This is a genomic window from Mycolicibacter senuensis (assembly GCF_003284925.1).
Taxonomy (GTDB): Bacteria; Actinomycetota; Actinomycetes; order Mycobacteriales; family Mycobacteriaceae; genus Mycobacterium; species Mycobacterium algericum_A.
In genome coordinates this window covers 56,620-74,599 of record NZ_QMEX01000009.1, presented here as the reverse complement: position 1 = coordinate 74,599, position 17,980 = coordinate 56,620, and the positions used below count along the sequence as shown (strand labels likewise).

15 protein-coding genes are annotated in these 17,980 nt (G+C 69.4%); 8 read left to right on the top strand and 7 right to left on the bottom strand.

Features of this window, described 5'->3' with window-relative positions; translation table 11 throughout:
- Nucleotides 1-964, bottom strand: a 964-nt coding sequence (locus tag DQP56_RS05310) for an MmpA family trehalose lipid delivery protein (RefSeq protein WP_526022701.1), incomplete at its 3' end; no start/stop codon positions are given.
- Between the two features lie 7 nt (nucleotides 965-971).
- Nucleotides 972-2,240 (bottom strand): cell envelope lipid trafficking protein PgfA, encoded by a 1,269-nt coding sequence (gene pgfA / locus DQP56_RS05305; RefSeq protein WP_165824904.1) that lies wholly within the window; start codon nucleotides 2,238-2,240, stop codon nucleotides 972-974.
- Between the two features lie 156 nt (nucleotides 2,241-2,396).
- On the opposite strand from pgfA, the gene DQP56_RS05300 reads away from it, so the two are divergent.
- Entirely contained in the window at nucleotides 2,397-3,524 is a 1,128-nt protein-coding gene (locus tag DQP56_RS05300) for an acyltransferase family protein (protein ID WP_234825514.1), read from the top strand.
- Between the two features lie 25 nt (nucleotides 3,525-3,549).
- Here the strand turns inward: DQP56_RS05300 and DQP56_RS05295 are convergent, their stop codons facing one another.
- Complete coding sequence (locus tag DQP56_RS05295) at nucleotides 3,550-4,878, bottom strand: oxygenase MpaB family protein (protein ID WP_112683927.1); 1,329 nt, start codon at nucleotides 4,876-4,878, stop codon at nucleotides 3,550-3,552.
- Between the two features lie 105 nt (nucleotides 4,879-4,983).
- On the opposite strand from DQP56_RS05295, the gene DQP56_RS05290 reads away from it, so the two are divergent.
- The gene (locus DQP56_RS05290; RefSeq protein WP_112683939.1) at nucleotides 4,984-5,577 is read left to right on the top strand and encodes a TetR/AcrR family transcriptional regulator; all 594 of its coding nucleotides are present in this window, start codon (nucleotides 4,984-4,986) and stop codon (nucleotides 5,575-5,577) included.
- Here DQP56_RS05290 and DQP56_RS05285 read toward each other — a convergent pair.
- Together DQP56_RS05285 and DQP56_RS05280 are read right to left on the bottom strand one after the other, a co-directional pair.
- On the bottom strand, nucleotides 5,571-6,548 hold the full coding sequence (locus DQP56_RS05285; RefSeq protein WP_112683938.1) for a phosphotriesterase family protein: 978 nt from the start codon (nucleotides 6,546-6,548) through the stop codon (nucleotides 5,571-5,573). The two genes, DQP56_RS05290 and DQP56_RS05285, sit on opposite strands and share 7 nt — an antisense overlap.
- A 52-nt stretch (nucleotides 6,549-6,600) precedes the next feature.
- Nucleotides 6,601-7,059, bottom strand: a complete 459-nt coding sequence (locus tag DQP56_RS05280) for a MarR family winged helix-turn-helix transcriptional regulator (protein ID WP_112683926.1) — start codon at nucleotides 7,057-7,059, stop codon at nucleotides 6,601-6,603.
- A gap of 129 nt (nucleotides 7,060-7,188) precedes the next feature.
- Here DQP56_RS05280 and DQP56_RS05275 point away from each other — a divergent pair, with 129 nt between their 5' ends.
- The 5 genes from DQP56_RS05275 (at nucleotide 7,189) to DQP56_RS05255 (ending at nucleotide 11,197) form a co-directional block, all read left to right on the top strand.
- On the top strand, nucleotides 7,189-8,286 hold the full coding sequence (locus DQP56_RS05275; protein ID WP_112683925.1) for an LLM class flavin-dependent oxidoreductase: 1,098 nt from the start codon (nucleotides 7,189-7,191) through the stop codon (nucleotides 8,284-8,286).
- Entirely contained in the window at nucleotides 8,283-8,870 is a 588-nt protein-coding gene (locus DQP56_RS05270; protein ID WP_112683924.1) for an FMN reductase, read from the top strand. Before DQP56_RS05275 ends, DQP56_RS05270 begins: the two co-directional genes overlap by 4 nt.
- A gap of 12 nt (nucleotides 8,871-8,882) precedes the next feature.
- Nucleotides 8,883-9,485, top strand: coding sequence for an NAD(P)H:quinone oxidoreductase (gene wrbA, locus DQP56_RS05265; protein ID WP_112683923.1), 603 nt, complete (start codon nucleotides 8,883-8,885; stop codon nucleotides 9,483-9,485).
- A 90-nt stretch (nucleotides 9,486-9,575) separates the two neighbouring features.
- Nucleotides 9,576-10,259 (top strand): TetR/AcrR family transcriptional regulator, encoded by a 684-nt coding sequence (locus tag DQP56_RS05260; protein WP_112683922.1) that lies wholly within the window; start codon nucleotides 9,576-9,578, stop codon nucleotides 10,257-10,259.
- Nucleotides 10,256-11,197, top strand: coding sequence for a R2-like ligand-binding oxidase (locus DQP56_RS05255; protein WP_112683921.1), 942 nt, complete (start codon nucleotides 10,256-10,258; stop codon nucleotides 11,195-11,197). Before DQP56_RS05260 ends, DQP56_RS05255 begins: the two co-directional genes overlap by 4 nt.
- 16 nt (nucleotides 11,198-11,213) lie before the next feature.
- Here DQP56_RS05255 and DQP56_RS05250 read toward each other — a convergent pair whose 3' ends face one another.
- Nucleotides 11,214-12,593 carry an NADP-dependent succinic semialdehyde dehydrogenase gene (locus DQP56_RS05250; protein ID WP_112683920.1) on the bottom strand — a complete coding sequence of 460 codons (1,380 nt, stop codon included), beginning with the start codon at nucleotides 12,591-12,593 and terminating at the stop codon, nucleotides 11,214-11,216.
- A 112-nt stretch (nucleotides 12,594-12,705) separates the two neighbouring features.
- On the opposite strand from DQP56_RS05250, the gene DQP56_RS05245 reads away from it, so the two are divergent.
- Entirely contained in the window at nucleotides 12,706-13,632 is a 927-nt protein-coding gene (locus DQP56_RS05245) for a hypothetical protein (RefSeq protein ID WP_234825513.1), read from the top strand.
- Nucleotides 13,633-13,661: 29 nt separating this feature from the next.
- On the opposite strand, the gene DQP56_RS05240 is transcribed toward DQP56_RS05245, so the two are convergent.
- Nucleotides 13,662-17,933, bottom strand: a complete 4,272-nt coding sequence (locus DQP56_RS05240; RefSeq protein WP_165824903.1) for an alpha-(1->3)-arabinofuranosyltransferase domain-containing protein — start codon at nucleotides 17,931-17,933, stop codon at nucleotides 13,662-13,664.
- Between the last annotated feature and the right edge of the window lie 47 nt (nucleotides 17,934-17,980).

The following is a 17,980-nucleotide window of genomic DNA, read 5'->3' as shown; positions in this document are numbered from 1 at the left end:
CCGCCCAGCCCAGCGCCGCCAACCCGGGGCCGGTCGCCAGCATCGCCAATACCAGTACGGCCGTGCCCGCCAGCACCAGCAGCGGCCGCGCGGCGGGGACCTGCCGCACCGTCGGCACTCCCAGTGCCACCACGCCCAGCAGTACCGCCGTCGCAACCAGCGCGAAAATCGTTGTCCGGGAGCCGGGTACCGCCTCGGCATTCCAGATACCGGCCAGCCCGGCCAGACTGCTCAGGGTGCCCAGACCCGGCTCGGCGCGGGCCGCGAACGCCGCCACCCCGGCCGGCTCGCCGCGAACAGACCCCGGGCCCACCACCAAGGCCATCAGCCACGGCAGTGCGGCGGTCGCGGTGGTCGCCACCGTGCCGGTCGCACACCACCACCGCGGCGGACCGGAACCCGGTGCCGCAACGCACACCAGCGCCACTACGGCGGCCAGCAGCAGCCCGGTCGGGGTCAACCCGGCCAGCGCCAGAAAGAACACCAACCCGAGCAGACCGCCGCCGCCACCGGATCGCAGCCGCAGCATCGCCACGGCCACCCAGGGCAGGCACCCGTAGCCGACCAGCAGGCTCCAATGCCCCTGCAGCAGTCGTTCGGCGACATAGGGATTCCAGATCGCGACGGTGACGGCCACCAGCTGGCCGGGCCGCCCGGCCTCGGGCAGCACCGTCGCCACCAGTCGCGCCGCACCGCAGCCGGCCAGCCACAGCGCCGCGATCAGCAACGCCTTGACCACGGTGCCGCCATCGAACAGCCGCGAAGCCAGCGCCACCGCGAAGTCCTGCGGTACCGCCCGCGGTGCCGCCTCGCCCAGTCCGAGCGCGCTTCCGGTCAGATACGACCGCGGCGTCGACACCGCATCGCGCAGCAGCAGATAGCCCGGCCGCAGCAGCGGCGCCAGCACCAGCAGCGTCAGTCCCAGTGCATAGCACGGCGCCACCCAGCGCCCGGCTCGCACCACCGCGGGCTCAGGGTTGATCGGGAGCGGGATCCGGTTGACCGCGGGTCGGCGGGTCGGCCTCCGGGGGTGTGGCAGGGCGGTCCAACTGCGGACGCTGCGTCGGCAGTTTCTCGGTCTCGGCCTCGGCTCCGGTGACGGGTCCGGGGGACGGCGACCTGGGAGCGAAGCCGCCGAAGAACCCCCCGTCGGAGCCGTCGCGGCCCGGCTGGCCCAGGGCGGCCTCGGCGGGCAGGCTGAACCAGCCGACCAGCACACCGCCGATCAAGGCGATCAGCCCGGCGGCGGTGAAGGTGATCGGCAGGACCCGCGACCACAGGGCGACCCGGTCCCGCTCGTTACGGGCGGCGTTGACCTGCGCCTCGATGGTCTCTTCGGAGCTGACGACGGTGTAGTCGGCCAGCGCCACCTCCGGCTTCAGCGGGTCACGGGCGTAGTAGTGGTTGGCGTGCAGCTTCGACTTGACGATGGTGCCCGAGACCGGGTCCACCCACAGGGTCTTCTGCGCGGCGTAATACCGCGTCATGGTGATGTCCTCGTCGGGGTCGACGCCCTCGATGTTCCACATCCGGGCGGGGGCGCTGATCTCGCCGTCCTCGTCGTGGCCGTACAGCGACGGGTAACGCACCGGCTCGGACAGCGTGCCGTCCGGGTCGTAGCCGACGTTCTGGGTGAACCGGTAGACGGTCAGCCCGTTGACGTCGTCCTCGCCCTCGTAGTTGGCCTCGTAGGCCTTCTGCGCGATTGGATCGAAGTACTGGTAGGACTGCTTCTGGGTGTCGAAGGGGAACCGGTAGGACAGCCCCTCGTGCGGCAGCGCGATGTTGGTGGGCGGGCTGTCGTCGTCGAAGTTCCGCGGCCGCTGCACCGAGCCACCCGGGTGGTTGTCATCCGAAATCGCCTCGGCGGTACGGCGATCCAGCGTCACGGTGTCGACGATCGCCAGCAACAGGCCGGTGTCCTTCTGCCGGTCCGCGCGCCGCAGCGAGGAGCCGGCCTGCAGGGTCACGACGTCGGCGTTGGCGGGCGCCTCGACGCCGATCTGCTCCTGGGACACCAGCGGCACATCCTGGTCGACCACCGCGTGTTCACTGCCGAGCGATTCCGGATCCAACGCGGCGCCGCTGCCGTTGCTGATCAGGGTGGCCTCGACGTCCAGGGGGATCTTGGCGATCTTGCCGGCGGTGTAGGTGGACAGCAGCAGGGCAGCGATCAACAATGCGGCACCGAGGCCCATGATTGCGCATGCCGCGATACGCATCATGACTGCTCGGTTCACGTCGCCGCACCATTCCTTTCCGACCCGTACCTAAACCTGTCTGACCCTAACAGCAGAAGTTCAAACAGCTAGGGTGTGTCCATTGATGCTTTGGACCGCGATCGGCTGAACCAGCAGGTGGGTGGCGTACGCAGCTTTCTGCCCGCCGTCGAGGGGATGCGCGCCTGCGCCGCCATCGGCGTGGTCATCACCCACGTGGCCTTCCAGACCGGGCACTCGTCGGGAATCACCGGCCGGCTCTGGGGCCGTTTCGACATGGCCGTGGCGGTGTTCTTTGCGCTGAGCGGGTTTCTGTTGTGGCGCGGGCATGCCGCGGCCGCGCGCGGGCTGCGGCAGGCGCCGCCCACCGGGCATTACCTGCGCTCGCGCATCGTGCGGATCATGCCGGCCTACCTGGTGTCGGTGGTGGTGATCCTGGCGCTGCTGCCCGACGCGAGCGGGGCCAGCCTGACGGTGTGGCTGGCCAATCTCACGATGACGCAGATCTACGTGCCGCTGACGCTGACGCCCGGCCTGACCCAGATGTGGAGTCTGGCCGTGGAGGTCAGCTTCTACATCGCCCTGCCCTTCCTGGCGCTGGCGGCGCGATGGCTGTCGGTGCGCGCCCGGGTGCCGGTGATCGCGGCCGTGTCGCTGCTCAGCCTGGGCTGGGGCTTTCTGCCGATCCACACCCCCTACGGAGTGAATCCGCTGAACTGGGCGCCGGCCTACGGCTGCTGGTTCGGGGCGGGCATGCTGCTGGCCGAGTGGGCGCACAGCCCGGTCACCCGGGTGCACCGGCTGGCCCGCCGGCGATTGCCGATGGCGGGCCTGACCCTGGCGGCGTTCTTGGTGGCCGCCTCGCCGCTGGCCGGCCCCGAAGGGCTGACTTCGGCCACCGTCGGCCAATTCATCGTGCGCACCGCGATGGGGGGTGTACTGGCCTGGGCGCTGCTGGCGCCGCTGGTGCTGGACCGTCCCGACACCCCGCATCGCTTCCTGGCCAGCGCGCCGATGGTCACGCTGGGCCGCTGGTCCTACGGGATCTTCATCTGGCACCTGGCCGCGCTGGACATGGTGTTCCCGGTGATCGGCCGATTCGCGTTCACCGGGGACATGGCGGTGGTGCTGGCGCTGACGATGGTGTTCACCGTCGCGATCGCCGCGGTCAGCTACGCCCTGGTGGAACAACCGTGCCGGGAGATGCTGCGCAGTTGGGAGATCCGTCGTGCTGCCCGCGGTGCAATGCCGGCAGCAGCCGGTCCGGTGGCGCCCGAAGAGCCCGAGCCCGCCGGAGTGCGCTGAGGCCGAGACCGGCGCCCGGCGTCACTCAGGCGGCCGCTCCCGACGGCGTGTAGTCGGCGACGTCGCTGGTGAACTCCGGTGTGCCGTAGGCCTTCAGCCGCCGCTTGAGCAGGCGCAGCACGTAGGCGTTCGTGAGCCGGCGCAAGCCGGGAGTGCGGACAGCGCGTTGCACCACCGACGCGCGGCCGTAGACGAACGGCGCCGTGAGGGCGATCCGCAGATAGTCACCCGCCCCGAGCGTGACACCCATCTTCGCGGCCACCACGCGCTTGCCGCCGCAGAACATCCGCACGAAAAACAGCTTGCTGTAGCTCTTCTCGACCGCGTCGGCGATGCGTTCCCGCAGGGTTTCGTCCTGCCGCAGGTAGGCGGCCATCGTGGAGCGAACCAACTCCCCGCAGGTGGCGTCGTCGAAGTCATCGCGCAGCAGCGCGGCACGGGCGCTGAACACCCGAATAATCTCCGTGGGCGTGGTCGGCAGCAGCTCTTCGGGCAGGCCGAGCAGAACGCAGCGATAGCGGGTGAACTCGACCTCGGCACGCTCGCTGGGCGTGAACTCGGTGCGTCCTTGGCGGCGGGCGTCCATCGCCAGCACGTAGAGGTTGATCATGCCGGCCGGCATCTGATCAATCTGCGGGATCGGCAGCCCGTAGATGCCGACGTCCCATTTCGGGGATCGCTTGAGCGCGTTGAAGCGGACCATCGAGTGCATCAGCCGCACCATGGCCGCCGCCTCGAAACCCTGGCCGTAGCGGTCCAGTGCACCCGGCAGCGTGGTGACGGCGAAGAAACTGGTGGTCTCGTTGACCCGCCCGGCGGCACGCTTGCCCGACAGCGCGCCGGTCAGTGCCATCGGCAGCGCGGCGTAGGTGTTGAGGAAGGTTGCGATGAACGCACCGCGGACGACGAACGGTGCCAACAGTGCCATCGGCAGCCGGGAGTGCTCGGCTCCCTTTCGAACCAGGTCCATGTCCAGCCAATCCGGGGTGGCTTCCATGTCGGCGATGAATGCCACCAACTCCGGTGGCGCGTCGGGCACCGCTTCGATGCCGTGGCGGCACGCCTGCTTGAGCATGCCGATCAGCGTGCTGACGCTGTATTGGCCCATCAGTGCGGCGTAGGAGTCCGCCACCACATCGCCCAGCCAGGTCGCCGTCGAAATCAGCTCGACCGCGGCCTCGTCGGCCAGCAGCTTGGCCCGGGTGGAGGGCCGGCCGCGCAGCGACGACACGTCGTCGGGGTCGGTCGTCGTGCGGAACGGCTGGGAGTCGAAGTCCAACTCGCCGTAGAGCTCCGGCAGCAGCTCGGCTTGCCGGCGGACCCGCTGGCGCAGCGCTGGGTAGTGCGTGGGCATCGACGAACCTCTCCGAGACATCTCCACTTAACTCACGTTTCGTTAGTTACAGGTAACAGAGTGTTAGTTATGCTGTCAAGCGTGATCCCGACCGGCCGGCGGCGCATGACAGGCGAGGCGCGGCGCGAGCAGATCCTCGATGTCACCCACGCCATTGTCGACGCCGAGGGCTTCCACGCAGCCACGCCCAACCGGGTCGCTCGGGAAGCCGGCGTCAATCGGTCGCTGATCTACCAGCAATTCGGTAGTCCCGCAGGACTTTTCGTCGCACTCATCGATCGGGAAGCGGGCCGGGCGGCGGCGCAGTTCACGGCTGCGATCACCAGCACCGAGAACCCGGATGCCGAGGGATTTTTGGCGCGGGTGTTCGACGGGGTGCTGCGGGCCGCCGACGGCCACTCCGCGACCTGGCGATTGTTCCTGTTCCCGCCCCAGGGGGCACCACCCGAGCTGCACGAACGCCTCGCCGGCGCCGAGGCCGCGGTGCGTGGTTTCCTCGGCCGCGAACTGCTGCGCACCATGCCGGATCTGCCCGACCCGGACTACACCGCCCGGATCGTGGCGGCCGTCGGCCGCGAACTGCTGCAGCTGCGGCTCAGCGAGCCCGAGCAGGCCACTCCCGAACGGCTGCGAGCGGTGCTCGGTTCGCTGGAACTCAACGCCGGCAGCCGGTCTCGGCGGCCGATGAGCCGTCAGTAGCCGCCGGAGTGCTCGAAGATCTTGCGGGGGTTGTCGACGAGCATGGTGCGCAACTGCTCGTCGGTGACGCCGCGCTGCCGCAGCGCCGGGATCACGTCGTTGTGGATGTGCAGGTAGTGCCAGTTGGGGGCGGCCACCGAGCTCAGTTCGCCGGGCAGCGCGTCGAAGTAGCAGTTGGCGTCGTGCGAGAGCACCATCTTGTCGGCATGGCCGCGCTCGCACAGCTGCGCCACGGTGTTGACCCGGTCCTCGAACGGCAGGATCAGGTCGATACCGAACCGGTCCATGCCCAGATAGGACCCGGCCGCGATCAGCTCCTCCAGGTAACCCAGATCGGTTGAGTCCCCGGAGTGCCCGATCACCACCCGGGACAAATCGACGCCTTCGTCTTCGAAGATGCGCTGCTGCTCCAGACCGCGGCGCAGCCCGGCGTGGGTGTGGGTGGAGATCGGCGCACCGGTGCGCCGGTGGGCCTGGGCGACCGCGCGCAGCACTCGCTCGACGCCGGGAGTGACGCCGGGCTCGTCGGTGGCGCACTTGAGGATTGCCGCCTTGATCCCGGTGTCGGCGATGCCCGACTCGATGTCGCGGACGAACATGTCGGCCATGAGCTCCGGGCCGTCCAGCATGGTGCCCGGGCCCCGGTAGTGGAAGAAGAACGGTACGTCGTTGTAGGTGTAGACACCGGTGGCCACCACGATGTTCAACTCGGTGCCGGCGGCGACCCGCGCGATGCGGGGGATATAGCGACCGAGGCCGATCACGGTCAGGTCGACGATGGTGTCGACTCCGGCGGCCTTCAATGCGTTGAGCCGCGTGATCGCGTCGGCGACCCGGGCGTCCTCGTCGCCCCAGGCGTCCGGGTAGTTCTGGGCGATCTCGGTGGTCATGATGAACACGTGCTCGTGCATCAGGGTGACGCCGAGGTCGGTGGTGTCGATCGGTCCGCGCACGGTGTGACATTGCGACATGGCTTGATCGTATGGAGCCAGCGGCGCCATCGGTCGCCTTCGCCGAGAATGCCTAGGGGTTGGCCAGCAGGTTGTCGCGGATCTGGGCATAGGAGTGGGCGAACTGTTCGACGTCGCGCGGGCTCAGCAGATCGAAGAGGTGGGAGCGCACCGCCGCGACGTGCCCGGGTGCCGCCGCCCGCAGCTTCGCCGCGCCCGCCTCGGTGAGTTCGGCGTAGAGCCCGCGTTTGTCTTCGTCGCATTCGACCTGCCGGACCCAGCCGGCGTCGATCAGCCGCCTGACCGCTCGGGACACTCCGCTGCGGGTCGCGACGGTGATGTCGGCCAACTCGTTCATCCGCATCCGCTGTTGCGGGGCCTCCGACAGCAGCGCGAGGATCTCGAAGTCGGACAGGTTCAGCCCCGCGTCGGTGGCCAGTTGCCGGTCCAGGGCACGTAGCAGCAGTCGGGTGCTGTCGAGGTACCCCCGCCACATCCGATGTTCCTCGGGGCTGAGCCACTGCGTGTCCATGCCTCAACAGTAGTTGATTTCGGAACGAGTTTCCCGCGTTAGCGGCCGGAATAACGACAAAACTAGTTTCGTTGTCAACTATCAGCTAGAGTAGTCAACATGAGGAGGGCAGTCGTGTCGGGCACTGATATGCAGTTCGGCATCTTCACTGTCGGCGATGTCACCGCCGACCCGACCACGGGACGCACGCCGACCGAGGCCGAGCGGATCCGCGCGACGGTGACGATCGCCCAGAAGGCCGAGGAGGTGGGCTTGGACGTCTTCGCCACCGGCGAGCACCACAACCCGCCGTTCGTGCCGTCGTCGCCGACGACCCTGCTGGGCTACATCGCGGCCCGGACCGATCGCATCCAGCTGACCACCGCCACCACCTTGATCACCACCAATGATCCGGTGAAGGTCGCCGAGGACTACAGCGTGTTGCAGCACCTGGCCGACGGTCGGGTGGACCTGATGCTGGGCCGCGGAAATACCGGCCCGGTGTATCCCTGGTTCGGCAAGGACATCCGGGCCGCGCTGCCGCTCACGGTGGAGAACTACCGGCTGCTGCGCCGGCTGTGGCGCGAGGAGGTCGTCGATTGGAGCGGGGAGCACCGCACCCCGTTGCACGGGTTCAGTCTGGCGCCGCGACCGCTGGACGGGGTACCCCCGTTCGTCTGGCACGGCTCGATCCGCAGCCCCGAGATCGCCGAACTGGCAGCGCATTACGGCGACGGGTTCTTCGCCAATCACATTTTCTGGCCGCCGTCGCACACCAAGCGGATGGTGCAGTTGTACCGGCAGCGGTTCGAGCATTACGGCCACGGCAGTGCCGATCAGGCGATCGTCGGTCTGGGCGGCCAGGTGTTCCTGCGACCGAACAGTCAGGACGCGGTCGATGAGTTCCGGCCCTATTTCGACAACGCGCCGGTCTACGGCCACGGCCCCAGCCTGGAGGAGTTCAGCGCCCAGACCCCGCTGACGGTCGGCTCACCGCAACAGGTGATCGACAAGACGCTGGGGTTCCGGAACTACGTCGGCGACTATCAACGCCAACTGTTCCTGATCGACCACGCGGGCCTGCCGCTCAAGACGGTGCTGGAGCAGCTCGATCTGCTCGGTGAGCACGTCGTCCCGGTGCTGCGCAAGGAGTTCGCGATCGGCCGCCCGGCGCACGTCCCCGGCGCGCCGACCCACCAGTCGCTGGTCGAGGCTGCGAGCCGGTCCGAGATCCAGGAGGCGTCATGAAGTTGATCGTGATCAGCGGTGGCCTGCGTGAGCCGTCGTCCACCCGGCTGTTGGCCGACCGGCTGGGTGCGGCGGTACGCGCCGAGCTCGGGCACGTCGATATCGAGGTCGTCGAGCTACGTCACCTCGCTCGGGCAATCACCGACGCCATGCTGACCGGCTTCGCCTCGCCGGAGCTGGAACAGGTCTTCGAGAAGGTCGCCGGCTGCGACGGGCTGATTGTGGTGACGCCCACGTTCAACGCGACCTTCAGCGGGTTGTTCAAGTCGTTCTTCGACGTACTTCCCGAGCAGACCCTGAACAGCACGCCGGTGCTCATCGCAGCGACCGGCGGAACCGAGCGGCACTCCTTGGTGCTCGATCACGCCCTGCGGCCGATGTTCAGCTATCTGCACGCGCTGGTGTCCCCCACCGGGGTCTACGCCGCGACGTCGGATTTCGGCTCGCGCGGGCTCGACGCGCGGATAGCCAAGGCGGCCAAGGAATTCGCGCGACTTGTACCACTGTGCGGGCGCGGCCGCAGCGAAGCGGTCAGCGCCGAACTCGATGAGATGCACCGCCTGCTCGCAGGCGCCCAACAGTAAGGAGCAGTGAAAATGACGAAGTTGGCGGTTATCTACTACTCGGCCACCGGACACGGCACCGCGATGGCGCAACGGGTGGCGAAGGCGGGCGAGGCCGCCGGCGCGGAGGTGCGCCTGCGCCACATCGAGGAGACACGCGATCCGGCGTCGTTCGCCCAGAACCCGGCCTGGAGCGCCAACTACGAGGCGACCAAGGACCAACCTGCCGCCACCGGCGACGACATCGTCTGGGCGGACGCCGTCATCTTCGGCTCGCCCACCCGATTCGGTTCCCCGTCAGCGCAATTCCGGACCTTCATCGACGGCCTGGGTGGACTGTGGGCCAACGGGAAGCTGGCCGACAAGGTCTACGCCGGCTTCACCTCGAGCCAGACCACGCACGGCGGGCAGGAGTCCACGCTGCTGAATCTGTACGTCACGCTGATGCATTTCGGCGGCATTCTGGTGCCGCCGGGCTACACCGACCCGATCAAGTTCGCCGACGGCAACCCCTACGGCGTCGGGCACATCACCGGCCCGGAGAACAAGAACGAGCTGAACGAGACGACCCTGGCCGCGCTCGATCACCTGGCCACCCGGGTGGTGGGCGTGGCCGCGAAGATCGCCGGGGCATGACCCCCGCGCCACACCGGCGCATAACTGACCCTTGAAGAGTGACACACCTCACATTACGATGACCAGTGGTCATTCCAGTGAGGTGGTCCGATGCCGACGGTGACGTGGGGACGGGTCGACCCGGCGCGCCGGGCCGCCGTGCTGGAGGCTGCTGAGGCGGAGTTCAGCGCGCGCGGCTTCTCGCACGGCAGTCTCAACGTCATCGCTCGGCGCGCCGAGGTCGCCAAGGGCAGCTTGTTCCAGTACTTCGCCGACAAGGCCGACCTGTACGCGTTCGTCGCCGACACCGCCGGCCAGCGAGTGCGTTCCTACATGGAGCGACGGATCGTCGACCTCGACTCCAGCCGGCCGTTCTTCGAGTTCCTCACCGACATGCTCGACGTCTGGGTCGCCTACTTCGCCGACCACCCGCGCGAGCGGGCGCTGCACGCCGCGGCCAGCATGGAGATCGACACCGACGCCCGGATCAGCGTGCGGACCGTCGTCCACCGCCACTATCTGGAGGTGCTGCGCCCGCTGGTCGACGACGCGCAGGCTCGCGGGGACCTGCGTGCCGACGCCGACACCGGTGCGCTGCTGTCGCTGCTGCTGCTGATCGTCCCGCACCTGGCGCTGGCCCCTTACCTCCGCGGCATCGACCCGGTCCTCGGACTCGACGAGCACACTCCAGAACAACCGGCCCTGGCAATCCGCCGGCTGGTCGCCGTGCTGGCCGCGGCATTCGGCGGCGAGAGAACTCGCCATCGCCACCAATCCGAGGAGGCAGTTCCATGACCCGCACCCACTACGACTCATTGGCCGCCGGCGGGCTGAACTGGGACAGCCTGCCACTCAAGCTGTTCGCCGGCGGAAACGCGAAATTCTGGAATCCCGCCGACATCGACTTCTCCCGCGACCGGGACGACTGGGAATCGCTCACCGACCGGGAACGCGATTACGCCGTCCGGTTGTGTGCGCAGTTCATCGCCGGCGAGGAGTCGGTCACCCAGGACATCCAGCCGTTCATGGCGGCGATGCGCGCCGAAGGCCGACTCGGCGACGAGATGTATCTGACCCAGTTCGCGTTCGAGGAGGCCAAGCACACCCAGGTGTTCCGGATGTGGCTGGACGCGGTGGGGATAACCGACGACCTGCATGGCTACCTCGACGCGCTCCCGTCCTACCGGCGGATATTCAACGAGGAATTGCCGGAATCGTTGGCCATCCTGTCGGTCGATCCCTCACCGGCGAGCCAGGTACGTGCGGCGGTGACCTACAACCACTTCGTCGAGGGCACGCTGGCGCTGACCGGTTACTACGCCTGGCACAAGATCTGCGTGCAGCGCGGCGTGCTTCCGGGTATGCAGGCCCTCATCGGGCACATCGCCGACGACGAGCGGCGCCACATGGCGTGGGGCACCTTCACGTGCCGGCGCCACATCGCCGCCGACGACGCCAACTGGGAGGTGTTCGAAACACGGATGAACGAACTCCTGCCGCTGTTGGTGAGCTACAACGCGGAGGGCAGCGAGATCTACGGTGAGGACGTCCCGTTCGGACTGTCCTCCGACGAACTGCTGCAGTACTCCATGGACAAGGGGATGCGCCGGTTCGGCACCATCAGCAGCGCCCGCGGCCGCCCGGTCGGCGAGATCGACCTGGACTATTCGCCGGTACAGCTGGAGGACACCTTCGCCGACGAAGACCGCAAGATGCTGGCGGTCTCCGCCTGAGACGGCCGACCCGGTCTCAGGCCACCCACACCGTTTTGAGGTTGCAGAACTCCCGAATACCGTGGCCGGACAGTTCCCGGCCATACCCCGACCGCTTGATGCCGCCGAACGGCAACTCCGGGTAGGACACCGTCATGCCGTTGATGAAGACCTGGCCGGCCTCGATCTCGTCGGCGAACCGGCTGATCTCGGCGTCGTCGCGGGTCCAGGCGTTCGATCCCAGCCCGAAGGTGGTGGCATTGGCGATCTCGATCGCCTCGTCAATGTCGGCGACGCGGTACACCGAGGCCACCGGCCCGAACACCTCCTCGGTGAACAGGGCCATGTCACGGGTGATGTCGGTGATCACGGTCGGCGGGTAGAACCAGCCCGGGCGGTCGAGCCGCTTCCCGCCGCACTGGATCACCGCGCCGGCCGCCGCCGCGGTGTCCACCTGCTGTTCCACCTCGTCGCGGCCCTGTTCGGTGGCCAGCGGTCCGACGTCGGTGTCCGGGTCGGTCGGATCGCCGACCCGCAGCGCCGACATCTGGGCGGTGAACTCGGTGACGAAGTCGTCGTAGACATCGGTGTGGACGATGAATCGCTTTGCCGCGATACAGGATTGGCCGTTGTTCTGTACCCGGGCCTTGACCGCGGTCGTCACCGCGGCGTCCAGGTCGGCAGACGGCATCACGATGAACGGGTCGCTGCCGCCCAGCTCCAGCACCGTGTGTTTCACCTCGTCGCCGGCGATGGCCGCAACCGACCGTCCGGCCGGCTCACTGCCGGTCAGGGTCGCCGCCGCCACCCGCGGGTCGCGCAGCACCCGCTCCACGGCGCCCGATCCGATCAGCAGGGTCTGAAAGCAGCCGTCGGGAAAACCGGCGCGCGACAACAGGTCTTCCAGGTACAGCGCGGTCTGCGGCACATTGGAGGCGTGCTTGAGCAGACCGACGTTGCCGGCCATGAGGGCCGGCGCGGCGAACCGCACCGCTTGCCAGAGCGGGAAGTTCCACGGCATCACCGCCAGCACCACCCCGAGCGGCTGGTAACGCGCGAACGCCTTGGACGCGTTGACCGCCGAGGCGTCGGGGGCGGGCTCATCGGCCAGCAGGGCTTCGCTGTGGTCGGCGTAGAACCGGAAGCCCTTGACGCATTTGAGCGCTTCGGCCTTGGCCGAGGTCAGCGTCTTGCCCATCTCCAGCGTCATCGTCGCGGCGACGTCGTCGGCTTCGGCCTCCAGTAGGTCGGCGGCCGCATGCGTCCAGCGGGCGCGCTGGGCGAAATCGGTGCGACGGTAGTCGGCGAAGCGGGCCGCCGCGCGGGCGATCGCGGCTTCGATCTGCGCTTCAGTGGCCGCGGTGAACGTCTTGACCGTCTCGCCGGTTGCCGGGTTGGTGGTGGCAATTGCGGGCACGCGAGTCTCCTTCGGGGCGCTGCGTCGTGGGGTGTGTAGGTCCAGCCTGCCACCATCGAACCGCGTAGGCTCGCGACGAGCCAGCGTCAGTACAGCGATACGGGAGTCCTGGATGCGTTTCAACCCTCCGCCCAACTGGCCGCCTGCGCCGCCCGGCTGGGCGCCGGACGCGAACTGGGCGCCGGATCCGTCGTGGCCGCCTCCGCCACCCGGCTGGCCGTTGTGGGTGGACGACTTCGGTCAGGGTGGCGCCCCGGTGCCGTATCCGCCCTACGGCGCCCCGTGGCCGATACCGGCGCCCGAGCCGGGCTCGCGCAAGCGGCTGTGGCTCTCGCTGGCCGCGGCCGCGACGGCGGTCGTGGTGGGCATAGGGCTGATGGTGGGCTTGGGTGGTCGCCTCACCGCGGAGGAGAAACCGTCCCGGAAACCGGACATCACCGAGCTGACCTCGGACATGCTCGTCGAACGCGCCGCCTTCCCGGACCCCTCCGGCGGCAAGTGGATCAGCGGGGTCAACAGCGCCGGCGACAGCCCCTCGGAGATGCCGAATCTGACCGTTGACCCCCCGGAATGCGCTGACTTCTACTCGAGTCCCAGTTCCGCGACCCAGACGGCGACGGCCACGTTGGCCAAGCTGCAACCCGGTGGCCTGCACTCGATGAGAGTTCGGCTGGCCCTGACGCCGGACCGCCCGGACCTCAAGGCGTTCGTGGACAAATGCCAGTCGTTCAAGCAGACCTTCGAGTCCGGCGGACGTAGCGTCACCACCGATATCCAGCTCAGCCCGTTGGAGGCCGAGGGAGTGCCGTCGTGGGCGGTCGCGACGGTGATCACCAGTTCCAGCAAGGCGGCCATCCGGCTGCCGATCGCGATCACCGCCTCCACGATCTCCGGCTACTACCGCGGCGTGCTCGTCGTTGCCAGCAGCAATGACATCGGGCTTCGAACCGGCGATGACGAGTCAGATGATGCCACTCACGCCGATGAGCTGGTGCAACTGTTCAACACCCAGATCGAGAAGCTCGAGGCGGCGCAGTAGCCGGCCCGGGTTTGTCGGCGGGTCGGTCGTCAGATCCCCACTCGGCGCGCGGGCTCGCCGGGATCACGTCCACCGCTGCTGACCACCGCGGCGGTCGCAGCCAGCACGGCGACCGAGACCAGGGCAGCCAGCTGCGCGCCCGCGGAATGTCCGGCGTAGCCGTCCACCGATCGCCACGGGTGCCGGCACAACACCGCACCGGCCAGGATCAGCCCGCCGGAGCTCAAACCGAGCCGGATCGCGTCGAATGCGCGCTGCCGATGGCGCAGCGCGAACATCGCGATCAGCGCCGCCCCGAACACGACGGCGCCGGCGGCACCGGCGATCAGGGTGCCGACCGCGAGCACGGCGATCCCCAGCTGCCCGCGGCTGGGCTGCCAGGGCCGCGCCGGCGGGCCGGGGCTGCGGATCCGCCGTGTCGGCCACCAGGCCAGCAGGGCCAGCAGCGGCAGTAGGGCCAGCCCGCCGGCCATCCCCAGGCGGTACATCCGGTTGGGGCCGAACGTCAACGTGACCGTGCCGTCCGTACCGGCGGGAACCACCCAGCCCTGCTGCCAACCGTTGACCGCGACCGGGACCAGTCGGCTGCCGTCGGTTGTGCGTGCCACCCAACCGCGGTTGATGCTCTCCGGAACGACCAACACCCGGGTTGCCGGCGCGTCGGATACCGTCACCTCGCGCCGGGCGGGACTCCACGTGCCGACGACGGCGGGTGTCGTCGCGGTGCTGACTGCATCGCGGGTTGCCAGCGGCCCGGACAGCGTGGCGCTGTCGACGACGAACGCCGAACCCGGACTGATCAACAGTTCCTGCGCCCCGGGCGGCAGCGCGATCGGTCGCTGATCGCAGGGCTGGGCGCGCACCGGCTCGTCATCGAGCAAGGCGCCCACGGTGGTGGTGATCGAGGTGTGCACGAACCGGCCGGCGATCGCGACGATCGGGCCGTGGCCGCAATCGACGGTGACCTGGCGCGACCGGTTGCGGGCGGGGTCTGCGGGAGCGATCGGCCGGCCGTTGACGCCGAGCACGCTCACGTCGGCCAGCCCGGGCGGTTTGAGCTGGTCGAAGCCGATCGCGGTGCGGTCGATCACGTCCTGCCAACCCAGCAGACTGATCGAGACGGTGTCGGTCACCCGCGGCTGCAGCCGTACCCGCTGCTCGTCGGAGTCCGCCAGTTCCCGGACCTGCGGGCCCGAGCCGAGGTCGATGGCCACCAGCGTGGGCCGCGCCGGTAACGGGGACCTACTGGCGGTGAACCGCAATCCGGCCACCTCGACCGGGCGCGGCAACGTGATGGTCAGGGTCGGCGGGGAGCGGTGGGCGACCACCCGCTGCGACGCGGTCCACGCGGTGCCCGGATCACCGTCCGCGGCGGCGTATGCCGACCCGAGCACGTCGAGCACGTCGGCGTCACCGCGGGCCCTCGCCGCGCCCGGCTCGGCGATCAGGTCGACCAGGTGGGGGCTCTGCCGTGGCCGCACCCACACCGTCGGGGTCACCGAGATGGGCTGCGGCACGTTCAGGGTGCGGCTGAAGGTGGCGGGTTCCTCGGGCTCCAGCATCATCGATGCCGCGCAGCGGACGGCGTCCGAGGCGGCGGCACAGCCGGCCCGGCCGGGCAGGCCCGCCCCGAGATCCCATTGCGACACCCGCGCACCCGCCGGTGGGGCCGGTACGAGCGCGGTGTGGCGCAGGTCGACGGGATGCGCGTAACCCGAGGCGTCGTACTGGGTGACCGACAGGTCGGTGATGCCGAATTGCACCCCGGGGGAACCGTCTTCGGTTCCTGATGCGGTGATCCGCACCCACGGCGTCTCGCCGTAGGGCAGCGCGGCGGTCAGCGGCTCGCCGGCGCGGTCGAACCGCAGCGTGGTGGTGCCGTTGACGGTGGAGATCTGGATCCGCCGTACCTGCGCGCCGACGGCCGTCGCGCTGGGGGTCACGGTGATGGTGCCGTTGGTCAACGGGTGGTCGAAGTCGATCTGCAGCCATTGGCCGACCGCCGACTGCAGCGCGTTGGACACCCAGGCAGTGCCCGAGTCGCCGTCGATGGCGGCGGCCGGGGACGTCGACGGCGCCACGTCGGGCAGCGCGGTGGCGTCCGAGGACGAACTCGACGCGGTGATCCGGCCGCCGATCCAGCCGCCGAACACCGTGGCGGCGCCGGGCGTCGGATAGTCCGGCACCCGGCTGTGGGTGTGGCGGGCGTCGCCGGCGGCCCGCAGCGTCGAAGAGTGGTCGTCGACGCGGCCGTAGTCGGTCTCGCGGGCCAGCGGCGTGTCGGTGACAGTGATCCCGCCGTTTCGCGGGGCACCGAGCCCGGCTCGGCGCGCGTCGGCCGTCATCAGTACCGGACCCAGCACCGGATCGCCGCGCAACCGGCGATGCTCGTCGAGCCGCAGCAGCACCTCCGGGCCGCCCGCGACGCGCTGCATCGCATCGAGGTCGGCCAGATACGGTGCGCCCGGGTTCGCTCCGGCTGCCGGGTCACCGACCCGGTAGATCTCGATCGCCGGATAGGCCGGGCGCAATCCGCTGTCGGAGACGAATCCGGGCACCGTGCCCGACCCCACCGGGTCGCCGAACTGGGCCACGCGGTGTAGCCCCGGCGAGCCGTCGACGGCGCGGTGAACCAGCAGCGGCCGGGCCGACCGCGAGGTGTCGGGGTCCAGGTCGTTGCGCACCACGAGATAGGAAATGCCTTGGCGGGCAAGGGTGTCGGCCAGCCCGGCCGAGGGGCGGCCGGCGGCGAAGAGCCGCTGCACCGAGTCCAGCGCCCGGATGGTCTGCGGCGGGGTCAGCGGAATGGAGTCGCGCACCCCCCAGGGACCGCCCGCTGTCTCACTGAGCACCTGCAGCGGCTCGTCGTGACTGGTGCCCCAGGTCTGGGTGGCGAACGGAGCCCCCGGCACCACCAACACCCGGCCCGGCGTCGGGCTGCCGGTGTTGTGATCGCCGAGCCAGGCGGCGGCGTCGCGCCAATACTGCGGCAGATCCTGAAATGTCCCCGGCGGAGTGAGCCGGCCGGTCCAGGCCAGCGACGTGCTGACCATCAGCGCGGTCAGCACCACCAGGCCGACCGCCGCCGCCTTGTGGTGTTCGGGGTGAACGTAGGCACGACGCCACACCGCTGCCGGGGCGCTGCCCGGCAGCGGTATACGGCCCAGCAGATAGGTGACTCCGAGCACCAGCGGGATCCGGATCACCGACTCGAGCTTGTGCACGTTGCGCAGCGGGGCGCCGCCGGCGTCGAGGAAGGTCTGCACGGCGTGTGCCAGCGGCGAACCCAGCCCGCCCGCGTAGCCCACTGCCAGCAGCGTCACCCCGATCAGCAGCATGGTGACCAGCCGCCCGGCGCCCGGTAGTCGCCGGCGCAGCATGCCGGTCAGCCCGGCCAGCCCGGCGGCGGCCACCAGGCAGGTGCCCAGGATCAGCACCGGGCGGGTGACCAGCGGTGCGCCGGCCGTGGCGTTCGGTGCGACGAAGGGCGTCCAACTGTGGGTGCCGCGCAGAATCTCGGTCAGCGACGTCCACCGGGTGGTCACCCCGGCGGATTCGATGAAGTCCAGGAACGGCGGACTGACCCGGCCCAGCAACAGCAGGGCGACCAGCCACCAGGTCACCGCCAGCGCCAGTGCCAGCAGCCACCAGCCGGTGAAGGACCACCAGCGTCGGTTCGGTCGGTGACACAGCCACCAGATGATCGCCGGCAGGCAACCGGCCAGCGTCGCGACGGCGTTGACCGCGCCCATCAGTGCCACCGCCACGCCGGCTTGACCCGCCAGCGCTCGCATCGGGCGCCCCGGCGGCTGGCTACCCGGCGCGCCCAGCGCGCGTATCACCGGCAGCAGCACCCACGGGGCCAGCATCATCGGCAGCGTTTCCGATGAGATCGAGCCCATGGTGGTCAACACCCGCGGCGACAGGGCGAATGCGGCGGCGCCGATCAGCCGTGCCGTGGGGGTGCCGATCCGCAACGTCTCGGCCACCCGCAGCACGCCCCAGAAGCCCACCGTGAGCAGCAGCGCCCACCAGAGTCGCTGAATGATCCAGCCGGGCAGCCCCACGAAGTCACCGAGCAGGAAGAAGGCGCCGTGGGGGAACAGGTAGCCGTAGGCCTGGTTCTGCACCTGACCGAACGGCAGTTCGCTACTCCACAGGTTGACCGCGCGGGTCAGGAACCGCAGCGGATCGGCGGTCAGGTCCAGTTTGGTGTCCGGGGAGATCCGGCCTGGCGCCTGGATGAAAGTGCAGGCCAACGCGACTGCGCCGACCAGCCACAGCCAGCGCCGCGACAACATTGTCACACCCTGCAACTCCGTCTGCGGACGGCCGGAAGTCGACGGCG